At 64.9% G+C, this 17,929-nt stretch carries 1 protein-coding gene; it reads left to right on the forward strand.

Annotated features, from left to right (window positions below; translation table 11 throughout):
• Positions 1-56 precede the first annotated feature (56 nt).
• The gene (locus tag J0X03_RS24240) at positions 57-17,903 is read left to right on the forward strand and encodes a non-ribosomal peptide synthetase (RefSeq protein ID WP_206975675.1); all 17,847 of its coding nucleotides are present in this window, start codon (positions 57-59) and stop codon (positions 17,901-17,903) included.
• Positions 17,904-17,929 lie beyond the last annotated feature (26 nt).

Consider the following 17,929-nt stretch of genomic DNA (forward strand, 5'->3'; position numbering starts at 1 on the left):
GCCTAAATCCTGACGGTCTATTTCATTAACGTAATGAAAACGTGCTAGAGAATATTATGAACAAACAAACTGATGTGAAGAGTGGGGAATTCCGTGCAGGGTCTCAGGCCGCAACGGAGAAAGTTGAGCTGCATGAAATAACAACCGCCCAGCGTGAACTCTGGCTGGGGGAAAACATCTCCAAAGATTTGTCGTTCAATATCTGGGGCTACGGACAGGTCGACGGGCCGCTCAACGTTAAACTGCTGCGGCAAGCCATCGACGCCATCGTCGAAGAAACGCCGGCTCTGCAAGCGCATTTTGTGGAAAAAGACGGTGAGCTTTATCAATACCGCGCGCCACGTACACATGAGCCGCTGTTCACGCTCGATCTCAGCAAGGAGCCCGATCCACTGCAGGCGGCCAGACGTTGGATGGTGGCGGATTCGGCGCTGCCGCGCCGCGCTACGGGAGAAGAACCTTTTAGTTTTTATGTCATTACGCTCGCACCGCAGCGCTACATCCTCTATCGCCGTTTCCACCATATGATCACCGACGGCCGCAGCGCTGAGGAAGTGATGCGGCGCATCGCGGCTTACTATAACGCGCTGGCGTCCGGCGGCGTCATCCCTGAATTCGCCAACTGCAATTTCTCTCTGCTGTATGAAAACGACATCAAGTACCGCGACTCTTCGCGCTTTTCTTCCGATCAGGCGTTTTGGCGGGAATACACCGCCGCCGCGCCGCAGAGCTTGTCACGCAGGGCCGTATTGACGCCGGACGCTGCGATGCACCACAACACGCAGCTGCTGGAAAAAGACGCCCTGGATCGGCTGCAGCGGCAGGCCGACAATATCGGCGTACACCGTGCGCATATATTGGCCGCCGCCGTAGCATTATGTTTCTACAGCTTAACCGGCAGCGAATATCTTAATTTCAGCATGCCGGTGACCGGGACAAGGGAACGAAACAGTATTGGTATGACCTCTAACGTTGTCCCTTTGATTATTAAGGTTGAACCTCAACTAAGTCTGGCTGAATTTATCCAGAAAGTGGCGGCTGAAATAGCGAAAGTGGTTCGCCATCAATTATATCGCGGGGAGGATATTCGGCGTGATAATGGCGCGACGGATTCCGCCTGGTTTGGCCCTTCAATTAACATCGTTTCTTTCGACCACGGTGATCCTTTCTGGGGATGCCGCACCCGTTGGTATTACGGTGGCAATATTCCGTCCGGCGATCTACAGATTATGCTGTATGAAGACCAGCAGGCGAATGAACTGGACGTCACTTTTTCTGACGCCGCCTATGCAAATTCATTAGACGATCTGGATGTTTTGCAGCGTCGTTTCCAGTTCATTTTACGCGCGCTGAACGCTTCAACGACGGGAACGATCGAAGCGTTGGATCGGCAAGTGGCGACGTTGGCGGATGCCGAGGCCGGCGGCAGCTTTTACGCCAACCGGCGGCAACCGCCTGCCGGTGGTATCATCCGTTGGGATCGCCCGGCTCAGGCGCTGCAGCGCCTGGTGAGCTCGCTGAGCCATGGCGCGGGATGCGCGGCGAAGATACTGTTGGCGGAGCGCGTGCTGGGCGTGACGACGCTGCTGGCGGTGAGCGATGAACGCCAGGCCGAACCCGGCACCCTGCTGCGCATCGAGACCGACGGCTGGGAGATCGCCGCGCATCCCGGCGTGGTGCGCGTCGGGCCGTTCTTGCGCGCCGACGACTCGATTCAGCCGGGTGATGCGCTGGCGCAGGCCTGCGGCCTGTCTGTCGGCTCGGTCTTGCCGACGCTTAGCGATGCCGAAGCTTCGCTGTTAGGCGCGGCGTATGGCGCCAGCGCTGACAGCGCCGCTTTCTGGCAACCGCGTCTGACACGCTTTTATCCGGCGCCGTTCCCGCCAGGGCCTGACCGCCGGGCGGCCCTTCCCGCACGCTGGCAGGCCACGGCCTGGCAGCGCCTGGAAAAGATTGCCGGCGAGCAGGTGCTGGCGGCAGCAACCCTCTATCTGGCGCGCATGTGTAATGAAACCGATTTTCAGCTGGGTTGGATTACGTCGAACGATCGGGATTGGGGACGTTGGGCTCACCTGAGCGCACGCGTGCTGCCGCTGCAGGTCTCAGTTGATCACTCCTACAATTTCCAGCAGGCATTGGCCGCGCTGGAACAAGAATACGGCCGGTTGCGCGCTCATGCTGATTATCATCCCGCGTTGCTGACGGGCGATGCGGATCTGCGGGCGCCCCAAGCTTGGCCGACGGCGGTATCGATCGTCAGCCGGCGTTCAGAGACAGGGTTGCAGCCTGAAGACGAGGGCGTGGCTGCCATCATGGCTTCCGGCTCGCGCGCGGTATTGCAAATCTGCAAGGCTGACGGCGCCTTCCGTTGGGTATACGACGCCGCCTCAGTGGCTGACGAACAGATGTTGCGTGCGACGCAACATCTGCTGATGCTGCTCAACGACGCGGTGAGAGCGGGCTCTCATCGTCGCACCATCGGCGAACTCAATCTGGTTTCCGAGGAAGAACGCACGCAGTTGCTGCAGAGCCTCAATCACACCGTTGCTTCGCACTCGCCGGCGGCGTGTCTGCATCGGCTGTTCGAAGCGCAGGTCAAACGCACGCCAGATGCGACGGCGATGACATACGGCGACGACAGCCTGACTTACGCTGAATTGAATACCTGGGCGAACCGATGGGCCCATCGGCTGGTAGAGCTTGGCGTACAACCGGACAGTCTGGTGGCGCTGTGCGCCGGACGCGGTCTGCCGATGCTGGCCGGGTTGCTGGGGATCCTCAAAGCCGGCGGCGCCTATGTGCCGTTGGATCCCGCCTATAGCGGAGAGCGGCTACAGTACATCCTGGCGGACTCCGCGCCGGTGCTGCTGTTGGCGGATGAACTTGGCAGGCAAGCGCTGGGCGGCTGCGAGGTGCCGGTATTGGCGCTGGAACAGCCGTTGACGGGGAACAGCGACGATCTGCAGGACGTCGAGGTGCGGCCATCACACCTGGCGTATGTGATTTACACCTCCGGTTCGACCGGCAAACCGAAAGGGGTCATGGTGGAGCATCGCCAGGTCGCGCGCTTGTTCAGCGCCACCAACGCCTGGTTTAACTTCAGCGCCGCCGACAAGTGGTGCCTGTTCCACTCATTCGCCTTCGACTTTTCGGTTTGGGAGATCTGGGGCGCCTGGTTGTATGGCGGCCAGCTGTTCATCGTACCGCAGGAGATCGCCCGTTCGGCGCCGGACTTTTATCATTTCGTCTGCCGCAGCGGCATCACGGTACTGAATCAGACGCCGAGCGCCTTCAAAGCCTTTATCCAGGCTCAGGCACACAGCGAAGCGCGCCATCAGCTGCGCGAGATCGTGTTCGGTGGTGAAATGCTGAAGCCTTCCGATCTCGCGCCGTGGTTTGCTCGTCCAGAGAACCGGCAGACGCGATTGGTCAACATGTACGGCATCACCGAAACCACGGTGCACGTGACGTACCGGCCGCTGTCGGCACAGGATACGGCGATCGTCGCCAGCCCGATCGGCTGCCGTATTCCGGATTTGCGGCTGTATCTGCTGGGCGGCGATGGCGAACCGGTGCCGATGGGGGCGATCGGCGAACTGTACGTCGGCGGTGAAGGGGTGGCGCGAGGGTACCTGAACCGGCCCGAATTGACGGCGGAACGTTTTCTCGAAGACCCTTTCAACCGGGCGCCGGGTGCGCGCATGTATCGCACCGGCGATCTGGCGCGCTATCTGCCGGGGGGGGATATCGAATACCTGGGGCGCAACGACCAGCAGGTGAAAATCCGCGGCTTCCGCATCGAGTGCGGTGAGGTGGAAGCGCAGCTGAGCGCCGATCCGCGCGTGCGCAGCGTAGCCGTGGACGCTATCGACGATGGCGACGGGAATAAGCGACTGGTGGCATGGGTGGTTCCGGCGCCGGAGACGGAACGCGCTACGCTGGCGACCGAATTGCGCCGGCATCTGCAGGCGCGGTTGCCGGACTATATGGTGCCGGCGGCTTACGTTTGGCTGGAGGCGTTGCCGCTGACCGGCAACGGCAAATTGGACAAGCGCGCCCTGCCGGTGCCGCAGGTCGACGCCTGTGCGCGCGAGGCCTATGCGCCGCCGCAGGGCGAGGCAGAAAATCTGTTGGCGGCTATCTGGCATGAGCTGTTGGGCGTAGAACGGATTGGCCGTTACGACCACTTCTTCGAACTGGGCGGGCATTCGCTGATGGCGGTGCGCCTGGCGAACCGCGTGCAACAGGCCGGATGGCAGCTGCCGTTGCAGGCGCTGTTCGCCAGTCCGGTGTTGCACGTGTTGGCCCAGGCGCTGCAGGTTGCGCCGACGCAGGAATCGATCCCGATGCTGCCGGTGGCGCGCGATGGGGAATTGCCGCTGTCGTTTGCTCAGCAGCGTCTGTGGTTCCTGACCCAGTTGGAGGGGATGAGCGAAACCTACCATATCCCGCTGGCGTTGCGGCTGCGCGGTCGGTTGGACCGGCAGGCGTTGCAACAGGGGCTGGACGCGCTCTATGCGCGCCACGAATCGCTGCGCAGCCGGTTCATCACCCGGGAAGATCGGCCACAGGTACAGATTTTGCCGGCAAACGGGTTACCGCTTGCGTTCCACGATCTGCGACGTCACCCCGCGCAGGCTGAAACGCTGTGTCGTCAGGCGGCCACTCAATCGTTCGATTTGACGCAGGGGCCGCTGGTGCGCGCCGCGCTGCTCCGCCTGGCGGATGAGGAGCATCTGTTCCTGCTCACCTGCCATCACATCGTCTCCGACGGCTGGTCTACCGGCATACTGCTGCGCGAATTGGGCGCGCTGTACGGCGCTTTCCGTCGAGGCGAGGCCGATCCGCTGCCGCCGCCGACCTTGCAATACCCGGATTACGCAGCCTGGCAGCGTCGCTACCTGACGCCGGAACGGCTGGCGGCGCAGGCGCAATACTGGCGTGAAACGCTGAGCGATGCGCCGGCGCTGCTGACGTTGCCGACCGACCGGCCGCGTCCGACGGTACAGTCTTTCAGCGGCGCAGAAGTGCCGATCGCGATCGACGCCGAGCTGACGCAGGCGCTGCGTCAATTCAGCCGACAGCATGGCGGTACGCTGTTTATGACGGTGCTGGCGGCCTGGAGCCTGGTGCTGGCGCGCATGGCCGGACAGCAGGAGCTGGTGATCGGCACGCCGGAGGCCAACCGCGGCCGGCTGGAAACCGAATCGCTGGTCGGTTTCTTCGTCAGCACGCTGGCGCTGCGCATCGATCTTCGCGACGATCCGGATCTGCCGACGCTGCTCGAACGGGTCCGCCACACGGTGCTGGCGGCGCAGGAAAACCGCGATCTGCCGTTCGAGCAGGTGGTGGAGCTGGTCAACCCGCCGCGCCATCTGGGCTATACCCCGCTGTTCCAGGTGATGCTGGCCTGGCAGGACGGCTCGGTGCGCGATATTCCGCTGCCTGGGCTGCAGGCCGAATTGGCCGGGCTGGAATACAGCGCGGCGAAGTTCGATCTGACGCTCGATCTGGCCGATACCGGCGAAGGCATCAGCGGCACGCTGAATTTCGCCACGGCGTTGTTCGATCGCGCCACCGCCGAGCGTTACGGCGTTTACCTGGTACAGGCGCTGCGGGCGATGACGCTGAATAACCCGCGATCGGTATCCCATATCGATTTGCTGCCGCTCGCCGAACGGGAGCATCTGCTGCATGGCTGGAACCGCACCGAGCGTGATTACCCGCTGGATCAGACGCTGGCGGCGCTGTTCGAGCGGCAGGTGCGCCGCACGCCGGATGCCATCGCGCTGGTGAGCGGGGCGGAAAGCCTGAGCTACGCCCGGTTGAACGCCCGCGCCAACCGGCTGGCACACGCGCTGATAGCGCGCGGCGTCGGCCCGGACAGCCGGGTGGCGGTGTGCGCCGAACGCGGCCTGAACATGGTGACGGCGCTGTTCGGCATCCTCAAGGCCGGCGGCGCCTATGTGCCGTTGGATCCGGCCTATCCGGGCGAGCGCCTGCAGTACATCCTGCAGGACGCCGACCCGGTGCTGCTGCTGGCGGACGCCGCCGGCCGGGCGGCGCTGGGCGAACCCGCGACGCCGCAGCTGGCGCTGGAGGCCGCGTTGCCGGAGACGCTGAGTGCCGAGAACCCGGCGCCGCGCGCGCAGGCGTCGCACCTGGCGTACGTGATTTACACCTCGGGCTCGACCGGTAAACCGAAGGGCGCGATGAACGAACACTGCGGGGTGGTCAACCGGCTGGTGTGGATGCAGGAGGCCTACGGCCTGACGGCGGCGGACACGGTGCTGCAAAAAACGCCGTTCGGCTTCGACGTCTCGGTGTGGGAGTTCTTCTGGCCGCTGATGGTCGGCGCGCGCCTGGTGATGGCGAAGCCGGAAGGGCACAAGGATCCGGACTACCTGAGCCGCGCTATCGAAGAGTACGGCGTCACCACGCTGCACTTCGTGCCGTCGATGCTGCAAAGCTTCCTGGCAGATGAGCAGGCGGCGACGCGCTGTGGCAACGTGGTGCGGGTGATGTGCAGCGGGGAAGCGCTGCCGGCGGCGCTGGTGGCGGAGTTTTACCGCCGGCTGCCGCAGGCGGAGTTGCATAACCTGTATGGGCCGACGGAGGCGGCGGTGGACGTCACCGCCTGGCACTGTTCGCGGGAGGCGGACCGGGTGTCGGTGCCGATCGGTCGGCCGATCGCCAACACGCGCATCTATCTGCTGGACGAGCACGGGCAGCCGGTGCCGCTGGGGGCGGTGGGCGAGCTGTATATCGGCGGGGTGCAGGTGGCGCGGGGCTACCTGAATCGGCCCGACTTGACGGCGGAGCGTTTCCTGAGCGATCCGTTCGCGCCGGGCGGGCGCATGTACCGCACCGGCGACGTAGCGCGCTATCTGGCGAACGGTGACATCGAGTACCTGGGGCGCAATGACCAGCAGGTGAAAATCCGCGGCTTCCGCATCGAATGCGGCGAGATAGAAGCGACGCTGGCGACGCACCCGGCGGTGCGGGAAGCGGTGGTGGATGCGCGCGCGGTGGGCGACGACAAACGGCTGGTGGCGTGGGTGGTGCCGGCGGCGGACGTGGCGGAAGAGACGCTGGCGGGCGCGCTGCGGCAGCATGTGAGCGCGGCGCTGCCGGACTACATGGTGCCGTCGGCCTGGGTGGTGGTGGCGGCGTTGCCGCTGTCGCCGAACGGCAAGTTGGACCGGCGGGCGCTGCCGGAGCCGCAGGGGATGCAGAGCCAGGCGGCGTACGAAGCGCCGCAGGGTGAGCGCGAAACGCTGCTGGCGGAGATCTGGCGCGAGTTGCTGAACGTGGAGCGGGTTGGCCGCCACGATAACTTCTTCGAACTGGGCGGCCACTCGCTGCTGGCGGTGAAGTTGATGGCTCAACTGCGGCGTGCCGGTTTGGCGGCGAACGTGCAGACGCTGTTCTCAACGCCGACGCTGGCGGCGCTGGCGCAGGCGGTGAGCGCGCAAGGGGAAATCGACATACCGGAAAACCGCATCTTGCCGGGTTGCGCCGCCATTACGCCGGAGATGTTGCCGCTGGCGACGCTGAGCCAGCCGGAGATCGACGCGGTGGTGGCGCAGGTGCCGGGCGGCGTGGCTAACGTACAGGACATCTACGCTTTGTCGCCGCTGCAGGAGGGGATTTTGTTCCACCATCTGCTGGCGGAGCAGGGCGATCCGTACCAGCTGTCCGCGGTGTTGCGTTTCGACAGCCGCGCGCGCCTGGATGCCTGGCTGGCGGCGATGCAGCAGGTGATCGATCGCCATGACATTCTGCGCACCGCGTTCATCACGCAGGGCGTGTCTTCGCCGGTGCAGGTGGTGTGGCGCAAGGCCGAACTGGCACTGAGCGAGCGGCGTTTCGATCTGGCCGACGGCCCGGTTTGGCAACAGTTGGCGGCCGGTTTTGATCCGCTGCATCAGCGACAGGATCTGACCCGTGCGCCGCTGCTCAACTTTACCGTCGCGCAAGAGGAGGATGGCCGGTGGTGCGCCTTGCAGCAGTGGCACCATCTGATTGGCGATCACTCCACGCTGGCCTTTATGGAGCAAGAGGTCAGCGAAATCCTCGCCGGTCGCGGCGCACGGCTTGGCGCCGCCCAGCCGTTCCGCAATGCGGTGGCGCAGGCGCGCCTGACGCTCAGCGAAGCAGAGCATGAACGTTTCTTCCGCGACATGTTGGCGGATATCAGCGAGCCGGTCCTGCCGTTCGGTTTGAGTGATGTGCATGGCGAGGGACGGCAGATCGTCAGCCGCTACCAGGCGCTTTCTTCGGCCTTGAACCTGCGGCTGCGGCGGCAGGCGCGGCGGTTGGGCGTCAGCCTGGCCAGTTTGTGCCATCTGGCCTGGGCGCAGGTGCTGGCGCGCGTCAGCGGGCGAGACGCGGTCGTATTCGGCACCGTATTGCTGGGGCGCCTGCAGGGCGCTGAAGGCGCGGAACGGGCATTGGGGCTGTTTATCAACACGCTGCCGCTGCGCCTGGACATCGATCGGCGCGGCGCGGAGGCGGCGGCAAGGGAGGCGCATGTGCGGTTGAGCGGGCTGCTGGCTCATGAACATGCGCCACTGGCCTTGGCGCAGCGCTGCAGCGGCGTCAGCCCTGGAGCGCCGCTGTTCAGCGCCCTGCTCAACTATCGCCACAACAACGGCGAGGCCGTGGCGCTGCCCGAAGGCGTCAGCCTGCTGAGCGCCGAAGAGCGCACCAACTATCCGTTCGTCTTGTCGGTGGAGGACGGCGGCGATTCGCTGGGCATTACGGCGCAGGTAACCGAGGCGATCGATGCGCAGCGCGTATGTGACTATATGGTGCAGGCGCTGGACTCACTGGCGCAAGCACTGGAGCAGGCGCCGGATACGCCGGTGTGTTCACTGGCGGTGGTGCCGGAAGCGGAACGCGAGCTGCTGCTGCATGGCTGGAACCGCACCGAGCGTGACTACCCGCTGGATCAGACGCTGGCGGCGCTGTTCGAGCGGCAGGTGCGCCGCACGCCGGATGCCATCGCGCTGGTGAGCGGGGCGGAAAGCCTGAGCTACGCCCGGTTGAACGCCCGCGCCAACCGGCTGGCACACGCGCTGATTGCGCGCGGCGTGGGCCCGGACAGCCGGGTGGCGGTGTGCGCCGAACGCGGCCTGAACATGGTGACGGCGCTGTTCGGCATCCTCAAGGCCGGCGGCGCCTATGTGCCGTTGGATCCGGCCTATCCGGGCGAGCGCCTGCAGTACATCCTGCAGGATGCCGACCCGGTGCTGCTGCTGGCGGACGCCGCCGGCCGGGCGGCGCTGGGCGAACCCGCGACGCCGCAGCTGGCGCTGGAGGCCGCGTTGCCGGAGACGCTGAGTGCCGAGAACCCGGCGCCGCGCGCGCAGGCGTCGCACCTGGCGTACGTGATTTACACCTCGGGCTCGACCGGTAAACCGAAGGGCGCGATGAACGAACACCGCGGGGTGGTCAACCGGCTGGTGTGGATGCAGGAGGCCTACGGCCTGACGGCGGCGGACACGGTGCTGCAAAAAACGCCGTTCGGCTTCGACGTCTCGGTGTGGGAGTTCTTCTGGCCGCTGATGGTCGGCGCGCGCCTGGTGATGGCGAAGCCGGAAGGGCACAAGGATCCGGACTACCTGAGCCGCGCTATCGAACAGTACGGCGTCACCACGCTGCACTTCGTGCCGTCGATGTTGCAAAGCTTCCTGGCAGATGAGCAGGCGGCGACGCGCTGTGGCAACGTGGTGCGGGTGATGTGCAGCGGGGAAGCGCTGCCGGCGGCGCTGGTGGCGGAGTTTTACCGCCGGCTGCCGCAGGCGGAGTTGCATAACCTGTATGGGCCGACGGAGGCGGCGGTGGACGTCACCGCCTGGCACTGTTCGCGGGAGGCGGACCGGGTGTCGGTGCCGATCGGTCGGCCGATCGCCAACACGCGCATCTATCTGCTGGACGAGCACGGGCAGCCGGTGCCGCTGGGGGCGGTGGGCGAGCTGTATATCGGCGGGGTGCAGGTGGCGCGGGGCTACCTGAATCGGCCCGACTTGACGGCGGAGCGTTTCCTGAGCTATCCGTTCGCGCCGGGCGGGCGCATGTACCGCACCGGCGACGTAGCGCGCTATCTGGCGAACGGTGACATCGAGTACCTGGGGCGCAATGACCAGCAGGTGAAAATCCGCGGCTTCCGCATCGAATGCGGCGAGATAGAAGCGACGCTGGCGACGCACCCGGCGGTGCGGGAAGCGGTGGTGGATGCGCGCGCGGTGGGCGACGACAAACGGCTGGTGGCGTGGGTGGTGCCGGCGGTGGACGTGGCGGAAGAGACGCTGGCGGGCGCGCTGCGGCAGCATGTGAGCGCGGTGCTGCCGGACTACATGGTGCCGTCGGCCTGGGTGGTGGTGGCGGCGTTGCCGCTGTCGCCGAACGGCAAGTTGGACCGGCGGGCGCTGCCGGAGCCGCAGGGGATACAGAGCCAGGCGGCGTACGAAGCGCCGCAGGGTGAGCGCGAAACGCTGCTGGCGGAGATCTGGCGCGAGTTGCTGAACGTGGAGCAGGTTGGCCGCCACGACAACTTCTTCGAACTGGGCGGCCACTCGCTGATGGCGGTACGTCTGACCAACCGTCTGCAACAGATGGAATGGCAGCTGCCGTTGCAGACCCTGTTCGCCAATCCGACGCTGCACGTAGTGGCGCAGCAACTGCAAAGGACGAGTGAAGCGCTGCCGCCGATCGAAGCTCTGCCGCGCGACGCCGCATTGCCGCTGTCGTTTGCTCAGCAGCGCTTGTGGTTCCTGACCCAGTTGGAGGGAATGAGTGAAACTTACCATATCCCGCTGGCGCTGAGCCTGCGCGGCGAGCTGGATCTGCCTGCCTGGCGGCAGAGTCTGGATGCGCTCTATGCCCGTCACGAAGCGTTGCGCAGCCGGTTTATCACCGTCGAGGGGCAGCCGCAGACGCACATTCTGCCGGCAGACGCGCTGCCGTTGACAGTTCACGATCTGCGTGGGCAGCAGGATGCCCAAAGCCGAGCGCGGCAACTGGCGCAGCACCTGGCGGAGGCGCCTTTCGAGCTGAGTTCCGGTCCGCTGGTGCGCGCCGCGCTGCTCCGCCTGGCGGATGAGGAGCATCTGTTCCTGCTCACCTGCCATCACATCGTCTCCGACGGCTGGTCGACCGGCATACTGCTGCGCGAATTTGGCGTGCTGTACGGCGCTTTCCGTCGCGGCGAGGCCGATCCGCTGCCGCCGCCGACCTTGCAATACCCGGATTACGCCGCCTGGCAGCGTCGCTACCTGACGCCGGAACGGCTGGCGGCGCAGGCGCAATACTGGCGTGAAACGCTGAGCGATGCGCCGGCGCTGCTGACGTTGCCGACCGACCGGCCGCGCCCGACGGTGCAGTCTTTCAGCGGCGCAGAAGTGCCGATCGCGATCGACGCCGAGTTGACGCAGGCGCTGCGTCAATTCAGCCGACAGCATGGCGGCACGCTGTTTATGACGGTGCTGGCGGCCTGGAGCCTGGTGCTGGCGCGCATGGCCGGACAGCAGGAGCTGGTGATCGGCACGCCGGAGGCCAACCGCGGCCGGCTGGAAACCGAATCGCTGGTCGGTTTCTTCGTCAGCACGCTGGCGCTGCGCATCGATCTTCGCGACGATCCGGATCTGCCGACGCTGCTCGAACGGATCCGCCACACAGTGCTGGCGGCGCAGGAAAACCGCGATCTGCCGTTCGAGCAGGTGGTGGAGCTGGTTAACCCGCCGCGCCATCTGGGCTATACCCCCCTGTTCCAGGTGATGCTGGCCTGGCAGGACGGCTCGGTGCGCAATATTCCGCTGCCTGGACTGCAGGCCGAGAGCGCCGAGTTGGGCTACCGGATCGCCAAGTATGATTTGACGCTCGATCTGGCCGATAACGGCGAAGGCATCAGCGGCACGCTGAACTTCGCCACGGCGTTGTTCGATCGCGCCACCGCCGAGCGTTACGGCGCCTATCTGGTGCAGGTGCTGCGGGCGATGGCGACAAACGCTTCGCAGTCTGCTTCGCATATCGACCTGCTGCCGGCCGCTGAGCGCGAACTGCTGTTGTATGGCTGGAACCGAACCGCGGAAGCTTATCCGGCGCAGAACCCTGTTCACGCCCAGTTTGAACAGTGGGCGCGGCGTACGCCGGATGCCATCGCGTTGGTAAACGAGGCGGACAGCCTTAGCTACGCGCAATTGAACGCCCGCGCTAACCAACTGGCGCACCAACTTATCGGACAGGGCGTACGCCCCGGCGACCGCGTGGCCACGTCGCTCGAACGCAGTTTCTCTCTGGTCATTGCCCAGTTGGCGATCCTCAAGGCGGGCGCCGCTTATGTGCCGCTCGATCCGCACCTGCCTGTTGCGCGGCAGGCGTGGATCATCGGCGACAGCGGAACGACGTTGATCCTGTGCGATCGCGATCTCGATCGCGAGATAGCCGGCGAGATCGAATGTCTGCGTATCGATCGTCTGCGGCAGGATCCGACCCACGATCCGGCGGTGGCTCGCGCCGGCGACGCACCGGCTTACATCATGTATACCTCGGGCTCGACCGGCACGCCTAAAGGCGTGATGGTGACGCATCAAGGCATCCTCCGACTGGCGATTAACAATCGGTTTGCGGCGTTCGAACGCGGCGATCGCTTTGCTTTCGCCGCTAATCCGGCATTCGACGCCAGCACGTTGGAAATGTGGGGCGCGTTGCTCAATGGCGCCAGTCTGGCGATCATTGCGCCGGAGGTGTTGACGGATGCCGATGCGTTGGCGGCAGCGCTGGTGCGGCAAGAGATTAACGTCTTGTTCCTGACCACGTCGTTGTTTAACCAATATGTCCATAGCATCGCCGCGACGTTGGCGCAGCTGAAATATCTGATCAGCGGCGGTGAAGCCGCGGATCCGCACGCCTTTGCTCGTATGCTGAAAGAGGCGGGGCCGGTGCGTCTGGTCAATGCTTATGGGCCGACGGAAGGCACCGTTATCGCCACTGCGGCGATAGTTGAACAAGTGGGGCCATGGCAACGCCTGCCGATCGGCCGGCCGATCGGCAATACGCACATCTATCTGCTGGATGAGCATTTGCAGCCGGTGCCGCTCGGGGCCACCGGTGAGCTCTATATCGGCGGTGCCGGCGTGGCATTGGGTTATCTCAATCGCGCCGAACTGACGGCAGAACGGTTCCTGGCGGATCCCTTCAATCCCGGAGACCGGATCTATCGTACCGGCGACCTGGCGCGCTACCTGCCGGACGGCAATATCGACTACCAAGGCCGTAACGATCGGCAGGTGAAAATTCGAGGCTTCCGCATCGAATGCGGTGAAATCGAGGCGCGAGTGGCTGGTCATCCGGCGGTGCGCGAAGCGGTGGTGGATGTCCTCGGCGAAGCGAACAATAAACGGCTGGTGGCGTGGGTGGTGCCGGAGGCTGAAGCGGACCGTCAGACGTTGGCGGTGACGCTGCGGCAGTATCTGGCGGGCATGTTGCCGGAGTTTATGCTGCCGACGGCCTGGGTTGCGCTGGATACGCTGCCGCTGACGCCGAATGGCAAGTTGGATCGGCGCGCGCTGCCTGAGCCGCAAGAGGACGCCTACGTGCGTGAGGTTTACGCCGAACCGGAAGGCGAGCTGGAAACGCTGCTGGCGGGGATCTGGCGCGAGTTGCTGGGCATTGAGCGTGTAGGACGTCACGATAACTTCTTCGAACTGGGTGGCCATTCGTTGCTGGCGGTCAAACTGATGGCGCAGCTGCGCCGTGTGGGGTTGAGCGCCGGGGTACAAACGCTGTTCACCGCGCCGACGCTGTCGACGTTGGCGCAGACATTGGTCACGCAGCAAGAGGTGAGCGTGCCGGCCAACGGTATCCAACCGGGTTGCGCTTCCATTACGCCGGAGATGTTGCCGCTGGCGGCGCTGAGCCAGCCGGAGATCGACGCGGTGGTGGCGCAGGTGCCGGGCGGTGTGGCCAACGTACAGGACATCTACGCTTTGTCGCCGCTGCAGGAGGGGATTTTGTTCCACCATCTGCTGGCGGAGCAGGGCGATCCGTACCAGCTGTCCGCGGTGCTGCGTTTCGACAGCCGTGCGCGTCTGGATGCCTGGCTGGCGGCGATGCAGCAGGTGATCGACCGCCATGACATTCTGCGCACCGCGTTCATCACCCAGGGCGTGTCTTCGCCGGTGCAGGTGGTGTGGCGCAAGGCCGAGTTGTCGCTGCAAGAACTGCGGCTCGATCCGGCGCAGGGCGATATCGGTTCGCGGCTGACGGCGTTGTTTGATCCGCGCCGCGTACGGCCAGACCTGACGCGCGCGCCGTTACTGAGCTTTGTCGCTGCACGGGAAGAGGAGGGCAGTTGGTGTGTGCTCCAGCAGTGGCATCACCTGATCGGCGACCACTCGACCCTGGCGGTGATGCAGGAGGAAATCAATCTGATCCTGGCCGGACGCGGAGACGAATTGGCCAAGGCGCCGCCGTTCCGCAACGCGGTGGCGCAGGCGCGGCTCGGCGTCAGCAACGCTGAACACGAGCAGTTCTTCCGCACTCTGCTGGCGGATATCGATGAACCGTCGCTGCCGTTCGGCCTGAGCGATGTGCATGGCGAAGGGCGAGATATCTCGACGGCGCACCTGGCATTGCCGCATGCGCTCAATCAGCAGCTGCGGCGGCAGGCGCGACGGATGGGCGTCAGCCTGGCCAGTCTGTGCCATCTGGCCTGGGCGCAGGTGCTGGCGCGCGCCACCGGCCGCGATGAGGTGGTGTTCGGCACCGTGTTGCTGGGCCGCATGCAGGCCGGAGACGGGGCGGAACGGGCGCTCGGACTGTTTATCAACACCTTGCCGCTGCGGCTAGATGTCAATGAGGTTGGCGCAGAATCGGCGGCGTTGCAGGCGCATATCCGGCTGAGCGGACTGCTGGCCCATGAGCATGCGCCGCTGGCCTTGGCGCAGCGCTGCAGCGGCGTCGCCGCGGGCACGCCGCTGTTCAGCGCCCTACTGAACTATCGGCATAACAGCGGCGAGGAGACTGCCTTGCCGGCCGGCGTGACGCTGTTGGATAGCCAGGAACGCACCAACTATCCGTTCGTGTTGTCGGTCGAGGACGGCGGCGATTCGTTGGGCCTGACGGCGCAGGTCAGACAGCCGATTGAAGCGCAGCGCGTGTGCGGTTACATGGCGCAGGCGTTGAGCGCCTTGGCGCAGGCGCTGGAAGAGGCGCCGCAGACACCGATCTGCGAACTGGACGTGATGCCGGATGAGGAGTATGCGCTGCAGCTGTGCAGCTGGAATCATACGACGGAACCTTACCCGGCGGATACCTGCGTGCACGAACTGTTTGAACAACAGGCGCAGTTGACGCCACAGGCCGTCGCCGTGATCCAGGGGGCGCGGCAGCTCAGTTACGCGCAGTTGAATGCGCGCGCTAACCGGTTGGCGCACCGGCTGATTGAGCGCGGCGTACAACCGGGCGATCGGGTCGCGGTGCGGCTGACGCGCAGCATCGAACTGGTTTGCGCCCAACTGGCGATCGTCAAGGCCGGTGCGGCGTATGTGCCCCTCGATCCGCAACTGCCGACCGCGCGTCAGGCGTGGATCGTCAATGACAGCGGCGCGTGTCTGATGCTGGCAGAGACCGCCGGCAATGAGGGCATTCCGCAGCTGCCGGTCGAGGATTGCGAAGGCAATGACGGTAATCCGGCGTTGCGATTGTCGAGCGGCACGACGGCCTACATCATGTATACCTCCGGTTCGACCGGTACGCCGAAAGGGGTCATGACGCCGCACCAGGGCATTACTCGTTTGGTGCGCAACAATCGCTACGCCGCCTTTGACGCTGAAGACCGCGTTGCCTTTGCCGCCAACCCGGCGTTTGACGCCAGCACGATGGAGGTGTGGGCGGCCCTGCTGAACGGCGGTGCGCTGGTGGTGATAGCGCCGGAGGTCATGATGGAAGCCGAACGTCTGGCGGCCGAACTGCAGCGTCATCGCATCACCACGCTGTTCTTGACCACCGCGTTGTTCAATCAGTATGTGCACAGCATCAGCGGCGCGCTGGCGCAGCTGAAATATCTGATCAGCGGGGGGGAGAAAGAGGATCCGGGCGCTTATGCGCGGTTGCTGCAAGAACAAGGGCCGGTGCAACTGATCCATGCCTATGGGCCGACGGAGACCACGACCTTTGCGACCACGGCGCGTATCGAGCGGGCCGAAGGGGAGGCGCGTTTGCCGATTGGTAAACCGATCGGCAATACCCGCGCGTACTTGTTGGACGCCCGTGGGCGCCCGGTGCCGATGGGGGCGATAGGAGAACTGCACATCGGCGGCGTGGGGGTGGCGTTGGGATACCTGAACCGGCCGGAACTGACGGCGCAGCGTTTCCTGAGCGATCCGTTCAACCCGGTCGGCGGCGGCCGCATGTATCGTACCGGCGATCTGGCGCGTTATCTGCCGGACGGCTGTCTTGAATACCAAGGGCGGTGCGACCAGCAGGTCAAGTTGCGCGGGTTCCGCATCGAACCGGGCGAGATCGAGGTGCAGCTGGCAGCGAGCCCGTGGGTGCGGGAAGCGGTGGTGCAGGTTTGTTCGACGGAGCACCACCCGCGTCTGGTCGCCTGGATCGTACCGGCGGCCGAGGGGGAACGCAGCGCGCTGCAAGGGCAGTTGCGGGCCTATTTGAGCGAACGGTTGCCGGAGTACATGGTGCCGTCGGCTTATGTCTGGCTGGATGCGCTGCCGTTGACCGCCAACGGTAAGTTGGATCGGCGCGCCTTGCCGGAGCCGGAGTGTGCGGCAGTCGGCGCTCGGGAGTATGCGGCGCCTCAGGGTGAGACCGAAACGACGCTGGCGCGGGCATGGTGCGAGCTGCTCGAGATTGGCCAGATAGGACGCCACGACAATTTCTTCGAGCTCGGCGGCCATTCACTGCTGGCGGTGCGTCTCTCCAGCCAACTGCGTCAGCAAGGCATCACCTTGCCGGTACAGGCGATCTTCAACCATCCGATCTTGGCCGAATTGGCCGAACGGATCGATCGTCGCACCGCCGAGGCTCCGCTGTGCAAAGCGGTGCCGGCTCGCAGCAGCGGCAGCCGACCGCCGCTGTTCTTCGTCCCGACCGGCTTTGGCGATCACTCTTATGTATTTGAATTGGCCAAGGAGATCGATGAAAGCTTCCCGGTCTACGCTGTGCCGTGGCCGGCGGTGGAGGAGAAGCCGGCGACCATGAGCGACATGGCCGCCAGCGCCGTGGCGTTGATTCGCGAAGTGCAGCCGCAGGGGCCCTACCATCTGGCGGGGTACTCTTCCGGCGGGGTGTTGGCCTATGCCATCGCCGAGCAACTGCAATCGAGCGGGGAAGCGGTCGCTTTCCTGGGGCTGATTGACACGTTGCGGCCGGTGGAGGCGATGCACAGCCCGGTCCAGCTGTTGCTGAACTGGGTGGAATCCACGCAGGAGAGGCCGGATCCGCAGTTCTGTCAGCAGTTGGCCGAGCTGCCGCTACCGGAGGCGATAGCGGCCGTGCAACGCGCCGGGATCAAGACTCAGCGTGCGGAAGTGGCCGACGAGGCGGCCCTCTGGCAACAGCGACACCATTACGCCAAGCTGGTGGAGGCGACTCAGGTGCAGCCTGCATCGCTCAAGATCCATCTGTTCAAGGCGAAGCAGGAGCAGGTTTCCGCCAATTCGCAGAACGAGCAGTTCCAGGTGTACTGGCAGAAGATCAAGCAGGCGGGATATTGCCGCGAAGACGCTTCCGCGCTGGGATGGGATAGGCTGTTGCCGCCGGCGACCGTCCGCGTCAGCCAGGTCAACGGCGACCATGTGTCGATGATGGAGCATCCGGTTCACCGGCGTGAGCTGGGCCAGCACTTCAATCTGGCGTTGCGCGATCTCGGACAGGCGTAAGTCGGCGGGATAGACGATCAGAAAGC

The sequence above is a fragment of the Serratia ureilytica genome (genome assembly GCF_017309605.1).
GTDB lineage: Bacteria > Pseudomonadota > Gammaproteobacteria > Enterobacterales > Enterobacteriaceae > Serratia > Serratia ureilytica.

Excerpts from the sequence above, each read along its gene's own strand:
- J0X03_RS24240 (WP_206975675.1), top strand. The coding sequence starts at position 57 with ATGAACAAACAAACTGATGTGAAGAGTGGGGAATTCCGTGCAGGGTCT.